Source organism: Pantoea rwandensis, assembly GCF_000759475.1.
Classification (GTDB): domain Bacteria; phylum Pseudomonadota; class Gammaproteobacteria; order Enterobacterales; family Enterobacteriaceae; genus Pantoea; species Pantoea rwandensis_B.
Genome location: NZ_CP009454.1, coordinates 3287444 through 3301740, shown reverse-complemented (window position 1 = coordinate 3301740; position 14297 = coordinate 3287444). Strand labels below are relative to the sequence as shown.

The 14297-nt window shown below is 55.3% G+C and carries 11 protein-coding genes; 10 read left to right on the top strand and 1 reads right to left on the bottom strand.

Annotated elements, in window-relative coordinates:
- Positions 1 to 12 precede the first annotated feature (12 nt).
- From msbA to LH22_RS15085, 6 genes are all read left to right on the top strand, one after another.
- Positions 13 to 1761, top strand: a complete 1749-nt coding sequence (gene msbA, locus LH22_RS15110) for a lipid A ABC transporter ATP-binding protein/permease MsbA (RefSeq protein WP_038647817.1) — start codon at positions 13 to 15, stop codon at positions 1759 to 1761.
- Positions 1758 to 2759 carry a tetraacyldisaccharide 4'-kinase gene (lpxK, locus tag LH22_RS15105; RefSeq protein ID WP_038647815.1) on the top strand — a complete coding sequence of 334 codons (1002 nt, stop codon included), beginning with the start codon at positions 1758 to 1760 and terminating at the stop codon, positions 2757 to 2759. Before msbA ends, lpxK begins: the two co-directional genes overlap by 4 nt.
- Before the next feature lie 23 nt (positions 2760 to 2782).
- Positions 2783 to 4000, top strand: coding sequence for a winged helix-turn-helix domain-containing protein (locus LH22_RS15100; RefSeq protein ID WP_038647813.1), 1218 nt, complete (start codon positions 2783 to 2785; stop codon positions 3998 to 4000).
- 94 nt (positions 4001 to 4094) lie between these two features.
- Positions 4095 to 4277 (top strand): Trm112 family protein, encoded by a 183-nt coding sequence (locus LH22_RS15095; protein WP_007887424.1) that lies wholly within the window; start codon positions 4095 to 4097, stop codon positions 4275 to 4277.
- A complete protein-coding gene (kdsB, locus tag LH22_RS15090; protein WP_038647807.1) occupies positions 4274 to 5023 on the top strand; it encodes a 3-deoxy-manno-octulosonate cytidylyltransferase in 750 nt (249 codons plus the stop codon). Before LH22_RS15095 ends, kdsB begins: the two co-directional genes overlap by 4 nt.
- A gap of 110 nt (positions 5024 to 5133) precedes the next feature.
- Positions 5134 to 6027: a YcbJ family phosphotransferase gene (locus LH22_RS15085; protein WP_038647805.1), complete on the top strand. Its 894-nt coding sequence runs from the start codon at positions 5134 to 5136 to the stop codon at positions 6025 to 6027.
- On the opposite strand, the gene elyC is transcribed toward LH22_RS15085, so the two are convergent.
- Complete coding sequence (gene elyC, locus LH22_RS15080) at positions 6007 to 6792, bottom strand: envelope biogenesis factor ElyC (protein WP_038647804.1); 786 nt, start codon at positions 6790 to 6792, stop codon at positions 6007 to 6009. The genes LH22_RS15085 and elyC overlap by 21 nt on opposite strands.
- Before the next feature lie 124 nt (positions 6793 to 6916).
- Between elyC and cmoM the strand changes: the two genes are divergently transcribed.
- Genes cmoM through mukB form a run of 4 tightly spaced genes read left to right on the top strand, consistent with a single transcriptional unit; the run spans position 6917 to position 14202 of the window.
- On the top strand, positions 6917 to 7690 hold the full coding sequence (gene cmoM / locus LH22_RS15075; protein WP_038647801.1) for a tRNA uridine 5-oxyacetic acid(34) methyltransferase CmoM: 774 nt from the start codon (positions 6917 to 6919) through the stop codon (positions 7688 to 7690).
- Positions 7691 to 7701: 11 nt separating this feature from the next.
- Entirely contained in the window at positions 7702 to 9024 is a 1323-nt protein-coding gene (mukF, locus tag LH22_RS15070; RefSeq protein WP_034820534.1) for a chromosome partition protein MukF, read from the top strand.
- Entirely contained in the window at positions 9005 to 9739 is a 735-nt protein-coding gene (gene mukE, locus LH22_RS15065; RefSeq protein ID WP_038647799.1) for a chromosome partition protein MukE, read from the top strand. Before mukF ends, mukE begins: the two co-directional genes overlap by 20 nt.
- On the top strand, positions 9736 to 14202 hold the full coding sequence (gene mukB / locus LH22_RS15060) for a chromosome partition protein MukB (protein ID WP_038647797.1): 4467 nt from the start codon (positions 9736 to 9738) through the stop codon (positions 14200 to 14202). The genes mukE and mukB overlap by 4 nt, the downstream gene beginning before the upstream one ends.
- Positions 14203 to 14297 lie beyond the last annotated feature (95 nt).

Below are 14297 nucleotides of genomic sequence, written 5' to 3'. Positions count from 1 at the left end.
CGTGAATAAATAATGCATCAAGACAAAGATCTCTCAACGTGGCAAACGTTCCGCCGACTCTGGCCGATGATTGCGCCGCACAAAGCAGGACTGTTTGTGTCTGCGGTGGCGCTGATTCTTAATGCGGCCGGCGATACCTTAATGTTGTCGCTGTTGAAACCTTTACTGGATGATGGCTTCGGTAAGGCCGATCGTTCCGTCATGCTTTGGATGCCTCTGGTGGTGATTGGCCTGATGCTGGTGCGTGGCGTGACCAGCTACATTTCCAGTTATTGCATCTCTTGGGTATCGGGCAACGTGGTCATGAATATGCGTCGCCGCTTGTTTGGCCACATGATGGGCATGCCCGTGGCGTTCTTTGACCAGCAATCAACCGGCACATTGCTGTCACGCATCACTTATGATTCCGAGCAAGTTGCTTCGTCCTCTTCCAGTGCACTGGTGACGGTCGTACGCGAAGGTGCCTCGATCATTGGCCTGTTTATCATGATGTTCTACTACAGCTGGCAGCTGTCGTTGATTTTGATTGTCCTTGCGCCGATTGTTTCCTTTGCGATTCGCACGGTGTCCAAACGCTTCCGCAGCATCAGTAAAAACATGCAGAACACCATGGGACAAGTCACCACCAGCGCGGAACAGATGCTAAAAGGGCATAAAGAGGTGCTGATCTTCGGTGGCCAGGATGTTGAAGCGCAGCGTTTCTCGCTGGTGAGCAACAAAATGCGCCAGCAGGGCATGAAACTGGTTTCGGCCTCTTCCATTTCCGATCCGGTCATTCAGCTGATTGCTTCTCTGGCCCTGGCGTTCGTGCTCTACGCTGCCAGTTTCCCTAGCGTGATGGAAACCCTCACCGCCGGTACCATCACCGTGGTGTTCTCATCAATGATTGCCTTGATGCGCCCATTGAAGTCACTGACTAACGTCAACGCCCAGTTCCAGCGCGGTATGGCTGCTTGTCAGACCTTGTTCTCAATTCTGGATAGCGAGCAGGAAATCGATAATGGCAAGCGTGAAATCACGCGTGCCAAAGGCGATGTGGAATTCCGCAATGTGACTTTCACTTATCCGGGACGTGAAGTGCCTGCGCTGCGTGATATTAATCTGTCGCTGCCAGAGGGCAAGACGGTGGCGCTGGTAGGGCGTTCTGGTTCGGGTAAATCGACCATGGCGAGCCTGCTGACCCGCTTCTACGATATTGATGCCGGCGAAATTCTGCTCGACGGTCACGATCTGCGCGAATATACCTTGCGCTCCCTGCGTAATCAGGTGGCGCTGGTTTCCCAGAATGTCCATCTGTTCAATGACACCATCGCCAATAACATTGCTTATGCACGCAATGGTGAATACACCCGCGAACAGATTGAACAGGCAGCGACTATGGCGCACGCCATGGACTTCATTAAGAAGATGGACAACGGTCTGGATACCGTGATTGGTGAGAACGGCGTGTTGCTATCAGGTGGCCAGCGCCAACGTATCGCCATCGCGCGCGCATTGCTGCGTGATTGCCCGATTCTGATCCTAGATGAAGCGACCTCAGCATTGGATACCGAATCCGAGCGCGCGATTCAGGCCGCTCTGGATGAGCTGCAGAAAAACCGCACTTCGCTGGTTATCGCACACCGCCTGTCGACCATCGAAAAAGCCGATGAAATAGTGGTCGTCGAAGATGGTCGTATCGTTGAGCGCGGTACGCACAGCGCGCTGCTGGCCGAAAAGGGTGCCTATGCTCAGCTTCACAAACTGCAGTTTGGTCAATGATTGAACGCATCTGGAGCGGGCGCTCGCCACTGTGGCTACTATTGTGGCCACTGAGTTTGCTGTATGGGGCAATCAGCAGTTTGATACGCCTCAGCTATCAGCGTGGCTGGCGTAAAAGCTGGCGTGCGCCTTGCCCGGTGATTGTGGTGGGTAATCTGACGGCTGGCGGCAACGGTAAAACCCCGGTGGTGATTTGGCTGGTTCAGGCGCTGCAACAGCGTGGCCTGCGCGTTGGCGTTGTCTCACGCGGTTATGGTGGAAAGGCTGAGCGTTATCCCCTGCTGGTGACGGCCGATACCCCGACATCACAAGCCGGCGACGAGCCGGTGTTAATCGCGCAGCGTACTCAGGTGCCGGTAGCCGTCGCACCTCAACGCCGTATGGCGGTAGAAGGGCTGCTGGCCGCACAGGATCTGGATGTAATCATTACCGACGACGGGCTGCAACATTACGCGTTGCAGCGCGATCGTGAAATCGTGGTGGTGGATGGTGTCCGTCGCTTCGGTAATGGCTGGTGGCTGCCCGCAGGTCCGATGCGTGAGCGCGCATCCCGGCTGCAGAGCGTCAATGCCATCATCGTCAATGGTGGAGAGGCGCAAGCCGGTGAGATCGCCATGACGTTGCGTCCCGGTAAGGCGATCAATCTGATGAACGGTGAGACAGCGAACCTCGAACAATTGCCAGAAACGGTGGCGATGGCCGGCATTGGTCATCCGCCGCGGTTCTTCAATACGTTGCAGCAGCACGGTATCCAGCCGGTGGCAGAAATCGCGTTTGCCGATCACCATGCTTATAGCGAAGAGGAGTTGCAGCGTTTGACGCAAACTCATCAATGCCTGCTGATGACCGAAAAAGACGCAGTAAAATGCCGTAGTTTTGCACGTGACAACTGGTGGTATCTACCGGTTGATGCCGATTTGTCGGGGGCATCCCTTGATGCTTTACTCGCCGATGTGACCCAACTCTGCACGACTGCGCGCGACTCCCGTTCGCGCTAAACCTGCTCAAAGGGAATCGAGTCATGACCACATCATCGTCCCTTTCATTACAAACTGCTCGTCATTTACACCTGTCTGCTCAGGGGTTGTTACGCCCACCGAGCCGCCGCGCCCGCCTGGCCGATATCCATGCCTGCGTGCGGCAGATGTCACTGCTGCAAATCGACACCATCAATGTCGTCGCCCGCAGCCCTTATCTGGTGCTGTTCAGCCGCCTTGGCGCTTATCCCACACAGTGGCTGGAAGAAACATTGGCCTCCGGTGCGCTGTTTGAGTATTGGGCGCACGAAGCCTGTTTCATCCCCTTCGAAGATTACCCGTTGCTGCGCCATCGCATGCTGGAGCCGCAGCGGCTGGGATGGAAATATAACGAGCAGTGGGTAAACGAACATCAGCAGGAAATTGCTGCTTTACTCAATCACATCACTGAAAATGGCCCGGTACGTGCGGCTGATTTTGCCAGTGATAAGCACACCAAACCCGGCTGGTGGGCCTGGAAACCCCACAAGCGGCATCTGGAAAACTTGTTCAGCGCAGGTGAGTTAATGGTGGTCGAGCGGCGTAATTTCCAGCGTGTGTACGATCTGAGAACGCGAGTGATGCCTGATTGGGATGATGAACAACATGCACTCAGTGAAGCGGAAGCGGTACAGGCGATGCTGGGGCACAGTGCCCGCAGCCTGGGTATATTTCGCGCCAGTTGGTTGGCCGATTACTATCGACTGAAGCGTGCCCCCCTGCAATCCTGGATTAAGGATGCCGAAGCAAAGGGCGAAATCGTGTGCGTTGAGGTGGAACAGCTCGGTGAGATGTGGCTGCATACGAGCTTGTTACCTCTGCTGGACAAAATGCCCAGCGCCACCCACACGGCCTTGTTGTCACCGTTCGATCCGGTGGTATGGGATCGCCGGCGCGCTCTGGAGTTGTTTAATTTCGATTACCGCATTGAGTGCTATACCCCCGCTGAGAAGCGCGTCTATGGTTACTTTGTTCTGCCGGTGTTACACCGAGGTGCACTCAAAGCGCGTATTGATGCAAAGATGGACCGCCAGGCGCAGCAGCTGATTATTCGCGCATTCTGGCTTGAGCCGGGCGTGCGTGTCACCCAGGCTTTTCTGAGTGATGTGCAAAAAGCCATCAGTCGCTTTGCACAATGGCAAGGTGCCGATGAGGTCATCGTTGAAAATGCCCCTGCCGAACTGCTTGCTGTCTGGACGCACCGTTGGGTTATCAACGATTAAGTTCATCGTAATAATGCCGCGCCCGGCGCACTGTGCTTCGGGTGCGCTATGGTATGCTAGGCGCCAGACAAATCGGTGCTGAAAGGAGAAAATTATGGATCACCGTTTACTTGAGATTGTTGCCTGTCCGGTTTGCAACGGAAAACTGTATTTCAACAAAGAGCAGCAGGAGCTGATTTGTAAACCAGACGGCCTGGCTTACCCGGTGCGCGATGGCATTCCGGTATTGCTGGAAGTGGAAGCACGTACCCTGTCTGTTGAAGAGATCCATCCATGAGTTTTGTCGCCATTATTCCGGCGCGTTACGCATCAACGCGCCTGCCCGGCAAACCGCTGGTGGATATTCACGGTAAACCGATGGTCGTACACGTGATGGAACGCGCACGCGAGTCGGGTGCCGATCGTGTGATTGTGGCGACCGATCATCCCGAAGTGGCTGCTGCGGTCAAGGCCGCCGGTGGAGAAGTGTGCATGACGCGCGCAGATCACCAGTCGGGCACCGAGCGTCTGGCGGAAGTGATTGAGAAATATCAGTTTGCCGATGACACCATTATCGTCAACGTGCAGGGCGACGAGCCGATGATTCCGGCAGAGATCGTGCGCCAGGTCGCCGATAATCTGGCGCAGGCCGATGCGGGGATGGCGACATTAGCCGTGCCGATTACCGATGCAGAAGAGGCCTTTAACCCCAACGCGGTTAAAGTGGTCATGGACGCGAAAGGCTATGCACTTTACTTCTCACGCGCCACCATTCCGTGGGATCGCGAGCGCTATGCGAAATCGCGTGAACAGATTGGCGACACTTTGCTGCGTCACATTGGCATTTACGCCTATCGCGCTGGCTTTATCCGACGTTACATTGCGTGGGAACCTTGCCCGTTAGAGCAGATTGAATTGCTGGAGCAGTTGCGCGTGCTGTGGTACGGCGAGAAGATTCACGTTGCCGTAGCGCAAACCGTACCAAGCGTTGGCGTGGACACACCAGAGGATCTGGTTCGTGTTCGTGCGGCTATGCAGGGGTAAAGCCCGACCGGCCAGCCGCTCGCGCTGGCCATAAAGTTTGATCTGGCGCTAAGTTTCGCGCCACCATGACCTCCAGGATAGTGAAGTCAATTGACTGCGGAGGATAACGCATGGAACAGCTCCGTTCAGAACTGGCGTTGATACTGGGTGAAGGTATCAGCCGCCTCGAAACCATTAGCGAACAGGCGCAATCGCGGCTGTATGCACTCTATGACAACGACGGTAAACCGATGCCGCTGGTGGCGAAGTATTTTCGTCATCAAGGCCGCGCAGCGCTTGAAGCCAAAAAACTCACTATGTTAGGTCATGATGGCCTGGTGACAGTCCCTGCGGTTTTTGGCCTGGTGCTGAGTCAGCAGCCGCCGGTACATGAAATGCTGCTGATGGCGCGTTTCAATGGCGTCTCCGCCGAGGCGCCAGCCCGCACTGCCGTGCGCTGGGAGCAATTGTGTGAGCAGATTGTCGAGGGTGTACTCGGCTGGCACCGCATTGACAGCCATGGATTGGTGGGAAGGGTTGATAGCGTGCAGGAAAACAACTGGCCAGCCTGGTATCGCCAGCGCGTCGAAGTGCTATGGGCCACACTGGGCTATCTGTCACCGCCATTTTTCACTCTGGAGGATCGGCAAATCCTGTATCGCAGTCGTCAGCAATTAACCAGACTTTTTAACGACTTTGACGATCCCTGCGTGCTGATGCACGGCAACCTGCGCTTATCCAGCATGTTGAAAGATGCGCGCAGTGACCAGTTGGTGGCGATGATGCAACCGGGCAATATTCTTTGGGCACCGCGTGAATATGAGTTAATTCGTCTGGCGGATAGTGGGGCCGAAGCCTCACTGCTGCAGCACTACCTGCAGCGCGCGCCCGTCTCTGAAGGTTTTATCTGGCGGCGCTGGTTGTATCAGCTATGGGATTGTGTCGATACGTTGGTGAGCAGCGGACAGTTTGATCGTCCGCGCTTTGATCACGCCCGTGAGCAGTTACTTCCCTGGCTCGGATGACAGGAAATCATCGCCGCGCAGCCTTTGCCAGGCCTGGCCCAGGGTTTCGTAAATCGCACGTTCACTATGCCCCAACCACATCGGAGAAGGCAGCATGCGGTCCCAGGCACTGATTGGCGAGGTAATCGCGAGCTGATTGGCCGGTGCGGCGATGGGGTTCAGACCTGCGCTCAGGAAGAAATGCATCGCACGTGGCAAGTGGTTCGCCGATGAGACCAGCAGGAAAGGGTGATTGCCGATAGTTTGTTTGACGGCCAGCGCTTCTTCACCCGTATCATGCGGTTGGTCCAGCGTGATAATCGCCGAACCCGGCACTCCCAGACTCTCGGCGACTTCCGCCGCCACGCTGGCGTTACTGCGAGGGTTGTATCCTGCAGCAGCGCCAGTGAAAATCATTTTTGCTTGTGGATTCCGACGCCATTGGCGCACACCTTCTGTTACGCGTGGCAGGCTGTTGTTGAGCAAATTAGAACTCGGTGCCCAATCCGGATTGAAGGTGTAGCCACCGCCCAGCACGACGATATAATCCACCGGTTCGCTACCGTTCCAGGTGGGATAATGCTGTTCGATGGGGCGCAACAGACGATCGGCTACGGGTTGCAAGCTGAGCAATAAGAGCAGCAACCAGCTAAAAGAGATCAGAATTTTGCCGCCTTTTTGCCAACGGCTAAACCAGAGAAGTAAAAGTCCCACCGCCATGAGCAACAACAGCAGTGGTAAAGGTAATAACATCGCGCCAATCCATTTCTTTAAGGCAAAAAACATCGAAATTTGCTCCTTTTGTCCGAAAAAACAGCAGCCAGACAGTTACTGTGGCGTGAAAGGTTCATTCTTGTTGAGCCTGTGACAAAATAGCACAAGTTGAATGCAGCACAGTGGAGCCATCATCATGCAGGATCGTAACTTTGACGATCTGGCGGACAAATTTTCGCAGAACATTTATGGCACCCGCAAAGGGCAGGTACGGCAGGCGATCCTGTGGGACGAACTGGATGCGCTGTTACCGACATTGCCTGAAGGCGCACTGTCAGTGCTGGATGCCGGCGGTGGCGTAGGACAAATCTCCTGTGGATTAGCGGCACGCGGCCATCAGGTGCTGTTGTGCGATCTCTCCGCTGAGATGTTAAAGCTGGCTGAAGCGCATGCGCACACCGAGGGTGTGAGCCACAACATGCAATTCAAACAAATTAGCGCGCAGCAGGTGGGCGAACATTTGGATCGGCCGGTTGATCTGGTATTGTTTCACGCTGTGCTGGAGTGGGTGGCAGAACCGGAAGCGGTGCTGCGTGCCTTGTGGCACACGCTGAAGCCCGGTGGTGTGCTGTCGTTGATGTTTTACAATGCGCATGCCCTGACGTTCCGCACCCTGCAACTCGGCAATTTCGGCTATCTGCGTGCCAATATGACTAAACGCAAAAAGCGTACGCTGTCACCGGATTTCCCGCGCGATCCTCAGGACGTTAATCGCTGGTTGAGTGATGCGGGCTTTGAGATTGAACAGCGTGCAGGCATTCGCGTGTTTTGTGATTACATGAAACCGCCACCGCCCGGCGTCGTCAAAAGCGTTGAAGAGATTATTGAGATGGAACGGCGCTACTGTCGTCAGGAGCCCTTTTTAAGTTTAGGGCGCTATATCCACGTGACCGCGCGCAAACCCAGGTAGAAGGATCAACTATGAGCGAATTTTCCCAGACGGTCCCCGAATTGGTGGCATGGGCGCGCAAGAATGACTTTTCACTTGCGTTGCCGGTAGAACGTCTGGCCTTTTTGCTGGCTATCGCCACCTTAAACGGTGAGCGCATGGACGGTGAAATGAGTGAAGGTGAACTGATCGACGCGTTTCGTCACGTCAGTAAAGCCTTTGAGCAAACCCACGAAACCGTGCAGGTGCGTGCCAACAACGCCATTAATGACATGGTGCGTCAACGCCTGCTCAATCGCTTTACCAGCGAGCTAACTGAAGGCCACGCGATTTATCGTCTGACGCCGTTGGCCATCGGCATTACCGATTACTACATTCGCCAGCGCGAGTTTTCCACGCTGCGCCTGTCAATGCAGCTGTCGATTGTGGCACAGGAACTGAAACGCGCCGCCGATGCCGCTGAAGAAGACGGTGATGAATTCCACTGGCACCGCAATGTCTTTGCCCCGCTGAAATATTCCGTGGCCGAGATCTTCGACAGCATCGACATGACACAACGTCTGATGGATGAGCAGCAACAAGCGGTGAAAACCGATATTGCGGACCTGCTCAACAAAGACTGGCGTGCCGCGATTTCAAGCTGTGAACTGCTGCTGTCCGAAACCTCCGGCACACTGCGTGAACTGCAGGATACGCTGGAAGCGGCGGGTGACAAATTGCAGGCCAATCTGTTGCGCATTCAGGACGCTACGCTGAGCAGCCCGGATTTGGGCTTTGTCGATAAGCTGGTGTTTGATCTGCAAAATAAGCTGGACCGCATCATCAGTTGGGGTCAGCAGGCCATCGATTTGTGGATTGGCTACGACCGCCACGTGCACAAATTTATTCGTACCGCCATCGATATGGATAAGAACCGCGTCTTCGCGCAGCGTTTACGTCTTTCGGTGCAGAACTACTTCGATCAGCCCTGGGCGCTGACCTACGCGAATGCCGACCGTCTTTACGATATGCGCGATGAAGAGATGACGCTGCGTAATGATGAGGTGATGGGCGAACTGCCGCCAGAGATGGAGTACGAAGAGTTTAACGAGATTCGCGAGCAGCTTGCCGCGATGATCGAAGAAGCATTGCAGATTTACAAGCTGGAGCAAAAGCCGCTCCATCTCGCGACGGTGATGCGCGATTATCTGGCGCAATACCCGCGTGCGCGTCACTTTGATTTGGCGCGTATCGTCATCGATCAGGCAGTACGCCTCGGTGTCGCCGAAGCTGATTTAGCCGGTCTGCCGGCAGAATGGCAGACTATTAATGATTACGGAGCCAAGGTGCAGGCACATGTCATCGACAAATATTGAACAAGTGATGCCAGTTAAACTGGCGTTGGCACTGGCAAACCCGATTTTCCCGGCGCTCGATAGCCAGTTACGCGCGGGACGCCACATTGGTATTGAAGAGCTGGATAATCACGCTTTTCTGATGGATTACCAGGAGTACCTGGAAGAGTTTTATGCGCGCTACAACGTTGAGCTGATGCGCGCGCCGGAAGGTTTTTTCTATTTGCGTCCACGTTCAACCACACTGATTCCACGCTCGGTGCTGTCCGAGCTGGATATGATGGTCGGCAAGATCCTGTGTTACCTCTACCTCAGCCCGGAGCGTCTGGCTAATGAGGGGATTTTCACCCAGCAGGAATTGTATGACGAACTGCTGTCACTGGCGGATGAGAGCAAACTGCTCAAGCTGGTGAACCAGCGTTCGACCGGCTCTGACCTGGATCGTGCCAAGCTGCAGGAAAAAATGCGTGCTTCTATCAGCCGCCTGCGCCGCTTAGGTATGGTGTGGTACATGGGCAACGACAGCAGCAAGTTCCGCATCATGGAGTCGGTGTTCCGCTTCGGTGCGGATGTGCGCAGCGGTGATGATGCTCGTGAAGCACAGCTGCATCTGATCCGCGATGGCGAAGCCATGACGCTGGAGAACAAAGCCGCGGCCAACGAGAGTGATGATGCAGATAACGACAATGACGTTGAAAGCGATGCGAATGATAACGCGGAGGATGAACAGGAATGATTGAACGCGGTAAGTTTCGTTCGCTAACGCTGATCAACTGGAACGGCTTCTTTGCGCGTACCTTTGATCTCGATGAGCTAGTGACCACACTCTCCGGCGGTAACGGTGCCGGTAAATCAACCACCATGGCGGCTTTTGTCACGGCACTGATCCCCGATCTCACCTTGCTGCACTTCCGTAACACCACGGAAGCGGGGGCGACCTCTGGCTCACGCGATAAAGGTCTGCACGGTAAACTGCGCGCAGGTGTCTGTTATGCGGTGCTGGATGTGGTCAACTCGCGCCATCAGCGCGTGGTGGTCGGCGTGCGTCTGCAACAGGTTGCCGGACGCGACAAGAAAGTCGATATCAAACCGTTCAGTATTCATGGTCTGCCGACCGATTCGCTGCCGACGGATATGCTGACTGAAATCCTTAACAGCCGCCAGGCGCGCGTATTACCGCTGGCGGAAGTGAAAGAACGCGTTGAAGCGCAGGAAGGCGTGCAGTTCCGTCAGTACAACTCGGTCACAGATTACCACGCCGTCCTGTTCGAGCTGGGCGTGGTGCCGCGTCGTCTTCGCACCGCCAGCGATCGCAGTAAATTCTATCGCCTGATTGAAGCCTCGCTGTACGGTGGTATTTCCAGCGCCATCACCCGTTCCCTGCGTGATTATCTGTTGCCGGAAAATGGTGGCGTGCGTAAAGCCTTCCAGGATATGGAAGCCGCGCTGCGTGAAAACCGCATGACGCTGGAAGCGATTCGCGTCACGCAGTCCGATCGCGACCTGTTCAAGCATTTGATCTCTGAAGCCACCAGCTATGTGTCGGCGGATTATATGCGTCACGCCAACGAGCGCCGCATTCACCTCGACGGCGCACTGCAGTTACGTAATGAACTGTTCACCAGCCGTAATCAGCTGGCTTCCGAGCAGTATCGTCACATCGAAATGGCGCGTGAACTTTCTGAGCACAACGGTGCAGAAAGCGATCTGGAAACCGACTATCAAGGCGCCAGCGATCACCTGAATCTGGTCCAGACCGCCATGCGTCAGCAGGAGAAGATCGAGCGCTATGATGCCGATCTCGAAGAGCTGACCTATCGTCTGGAAGAGCAGAATGAAGTGGTGGCGGAAGCCCGCGAAGTGCAGGAAGAGAACGAAGCGCGTGCCGAAGCGGCTGAAATTGAAGTTGATGAGCTGAAAAGCCAGTTAGCCGATTTCCAGCAGGCTCTCGATGTACAGCAAACCCGTGCCATCCAGTATCAACAGGCATTGCAGGCGCTGGAAAAAGCGCGCGCGCAGTGTCAGTTGCCCGATCTGACCATCGATAATGCGACGGAATGGCAGGAAACCTTCCAGGCACGCGAAGAAGAAGCCACCGAGCAACTTTTACGTCTGGAGCAGAAACTGAGTGTGGCCGAAGCGGCGCACAGCCAGTTTGAGCAGGCATTAGCGCTGGTGACCAGTATCGCCGGCGAAGTGAGCCGTCAGGATGCATGGCAAGTGGGGCGCGACTTATTGCGCGATGCCGCGAACCAGCGTCACCATGCCGATCAGCTCTCTTCGCTGCGCCTGCGTCTCAATGAGCTGGAAACGCGCCTGCGCGAGCAGCATGATGCCGAGCGCCTGTTAGCCGATTTCTGCAAGCGTCAGGGGCAACAGTACGATGCCGAAGCGCTGGAAGGGCTGCAGCGCGAGCTGGAAGCACAGATTGAACAGTTGAACGAAAGCGTGTCCGATGCCGGTGAACGCCGCATGCTGATGCGCCAGGAACTGGAACAGCTGCGTGAACGCATCACTGCACTGACGGCACGTGCGCCGCATTGGCTGGCCGCGCAGGAAATCCTGACGCAGCTCAGCGAGCAGACCGGGCAAGAGCTGACCAACAGCCAGCAGATTACTGAGTTCATGCAGCAGTTGCTGGAACGTGAGCGCGAAACCACCGTTGAACGTGACAATGTGGCGGCACGCAAACGTGAAGTCGAGCAGCAGATCGAGCGTTTAAGTCAACCTGGCGGGGCGGAAGATGCTCGCCTGACGCAACTGGCGGAACGATTTGGCGGCGTACTGCTGTCGGAAATTTACGATGACGTCACGCTGGATGACGCACCGTACTTCTCGGCGCTGTATGGCCCATCGCGTCATGCGATTGTGGTACCCGATTTATCTCTGGTGCGTGAACTGTTGGATGGCCTGGAGGATTGCCCGGAAGATCTCTATCTGATTGAAGGGGATCCGCAGGCGTTTGATGATAGCGTCTTCAGTGTTGATGAGTTGGAAAACGCCGTGGTTGTGAAGGTGGCTGAGCGTCAGTGGCGCTACTCCCGCTTCCCGAAAGTGCCGCTGTTTGGCCGTGCTGCGCGTGAAAACCAGCTGGAACTGCTGAACAATGAACGCGACCAGCTGGCAGAACGGTTTGCCACTTTGTCCTTTGACGTACAGAAAACGCAGCGTTTGCATCAATCCTTCAGCCGCTTTATCGGTAGCCATTTAGCAGTGGCGTTTGATGAAGATCCTGAAGCGCTGATCCGCCAGCTGAACAGCCGCCGTGGCGAGCTGGAACGGGGGCTGGCACAACATGAGAATGATAACCAGCAGCAGCGTGCCCAGTTTGAGCAGGCTAAAGAGGGCGTCAGCCAGCTCAACCGCCTGCTGCCACGCGTGAATCTGCTGTTGGATGATTCACTTGGCGATCGCTGCGAAGAGATACGTGAACGCGTCGAAGAAGCTCAGGAAGCGGCGCGCTTCCTGCATCAGCATGGCGCTAAAATCAGCAAGCTGGAGCCGCTGGTGTCGGTGTTGCAAAGCGATCCGCAGCAGCACGATCAGCTGGAGCGCGATTATCAGCAAGCACAGCAGCAGCAGCGTGATGCGCGTCAGCAGGCCTTTGCCCTGACGGAGGTGGTGCAGCGTCGCGCCCACTTTAGCTATGAAGATTCTGCCGGCATGCTGACCGGCAACAGCGATCTCAATGAAAAACTGCGCCAGCGTCTGGAGCAGGCGGAGGGGGAGCGCAGCCGTGCGCGTGAACGTCTGCGCGAACATCAGGCGCAGCTGACACAATATTCACAAGTGCTGGCATCACTGAAAAGTTCCTATGACGCCAAGCGCGACATGCTGAAAGAGTTGCAGCAGGAGATGCAGGATATCGGTGTGCATGCCGATGCCAGCGCCGAAGAGCGCGCCCGCGCCCGACGCGACGAACTGTATACCGCATTAAGCCATAACCGTGCTCGTCGTAATCAGCTGGAGAAACAGCTCACGTTCTGCGAAGCCGAAATGGACGGCCTGCAGAAGAAACTGCGCAAGCTGGAGCGCGATTATCATCAGATTCGTGAGCAAGTCGTCAGCGCTAAAGCAGGCTGGTGTACGGTGCTGCGTCTGGTGAAAGAGAACGGCATGGAGCGTCGCCTGCATCGTCGTGAGATGGCCTATCTGGGCGGAGATGAACTGCGTTCAATGTCAGATAAGGCATTGGGTGCACTGCGTCTGGCGGTAGCGGATAACGAACATCTGCGTGATGTATTGCGCATGTCGGAAGATCCAAAACGTCCAGAACGTAAAGTGCAGTTCTTTATTGCGGTGTATCAACATCTGCGCGAACGTATTCGTCAGGATATCATTCGCACTGACGATCCGGTTGAAGCCATCGAGCAGATGGAAATTGAGCTGAATCGTCTGACGGAAGAGCTGACAGCACGCGAGCAGACGCTGGCCATCAGTTCACGCAGCGCGGCGAATATCATTCGTAAAACCATTCAGCGTGAGCAGAACCGTATTCGCCAGCTGAACCAGGGCTTGCAGGCCGTGAGTTTTGGTCAGGTGCGCAGTGTGCGTCTTAACGTCAACGTGCGTGAAGCGCACTCCACGCTGCTCGATACCTTGTCTGAAGAGCATGAAGCGCATCAGGATCTGTTTACCAGCAATCGTCTGACCTTCTCCGAAGCGCTGGCGAAACTTTATCAACGTCTGAATCCGCAGATTGATATGGGGCAGCGCACACCACAAACCATCGGTGAAGAGCTGCTCGACTACCGCAACTATCTTGAGATGGAAGTGGAAGTGAACCGTGGTTCTGATGGCTGGCTGCGCGCGGAGAGTGGTGCGTTGTCAACCGGTGAAGCGATCGGTACCGGTATGTCAATTCTGGTGATGGTGGTGCAGAGCTGGGAAGAGGAATCTCGTCGTCTGCGCGGCAAAGATATTTCGCCATGCCGACTGCTTTTCCTTGATGAAGCGGCACGTCTTGATGCCCGCTCCATCGCCACCCTGTTCGAACTGTGTGAGCGTCTGGAGATGCAGCTGGTGATTGCTGCGCCAGAGAACATCAGCCCGGAGAAAGGCACTACCTACAAGCTGGTGCGTAAAGTGTTTAACAACACTGAACACGTGCATGTGGTGGGGCTGCGTGGATTCTCGGCAGATCCTGTGCCAGCAAAACGCGACACGAGTGATATCGATTTAGAAACAGAAAATACCTGACGCTGAATCTGGTTAAAAAACAGCGCACCGTTTAATCTGTAAGCGGCATCTGCACACTGAGGCAGATGCCGTTTTTTATTTGTATACTCAACAAT

What these genes read in the sequence shown, in the direction of transcription:
- elyC (WP_038647804.1), bottom strand. Translation starts at nt 6,792, where the DNA reads ATGTTTTTTGCCTTAAAGAAATGGATTGGCGCGATGTTATTACCTTTA.
- kdsB (WP_038647807.1), top strand. Translation starts at nt 4,274, where the DNA reads ATGAGTTTTGTCGCCATTATTCCGGCGCGTTACGCATCAACGCGCCTG.
- mukB (WP_038647797.1), top strand. Translation starts at nt 9,736, where the DNA reads ATGATTGAACGCGGTAAGTTTCGTTCGCTAACGCTGATCAACTGGAAC.
- lpxK (WP_038647815.1), top strand. Translation starts at nt 1,758, where the DNA reads ATGATTGAACGCATCTGGAGCGGGCGCTCGCCACTGTGGCTACTATTG.
- LH22_RS15085 (WP_038647805.1), top strand. Translation starts at nt 5,134, where the DNA reads ATGGAACAGCTCCGTTCAGAACTGGCGTTGATACTGGGTGAAGGTATC.
- LH22_RS15100 (WP_038647813.1), top strand. Translation starts at nt 2,783, where the DNA reads ATGACCACATCATCGTCCCTTTCATTACAAACTGCTCGTCATTTACAC.
- mukE (WP_038647799.1), top strand. Translation starts at nt 9,005, where the DNA reads ATGTCATCGACAAATATTGAACAAGTGATGCCAGTTAAACTGGCGTTG.
- cmoM (WP_038647801.1), top strand. Translation starts at nt 6,917, where the DNA reads ATGCAGGATCGTAACTTTGACGATCTGGCGGACAAATTTTCGCAGAAC.
- mukF (WP_034820534.1), top strand. Translation starts at nt 7,702, where the DNA reads ATGAGCGAATTTTCCCAGACGGTCCCCGAATTGGTGGCATGGGCGCGC.
- msbA (WP_038647817.1), top strand. Translation starts at nt 13, where the DNA reads ATGCATCAAGACAAAGATCTCTCAACGTGGCAAACGTTCCGCCGACTC.
- LH22_RS15095 (WP_007887424.1), top strand. Translation starts at nt 4,095, where the DNA reads ATGGATCACCGTTTACTTGAGATTGTTGCCTGTCCGGTTTGCAACGGA.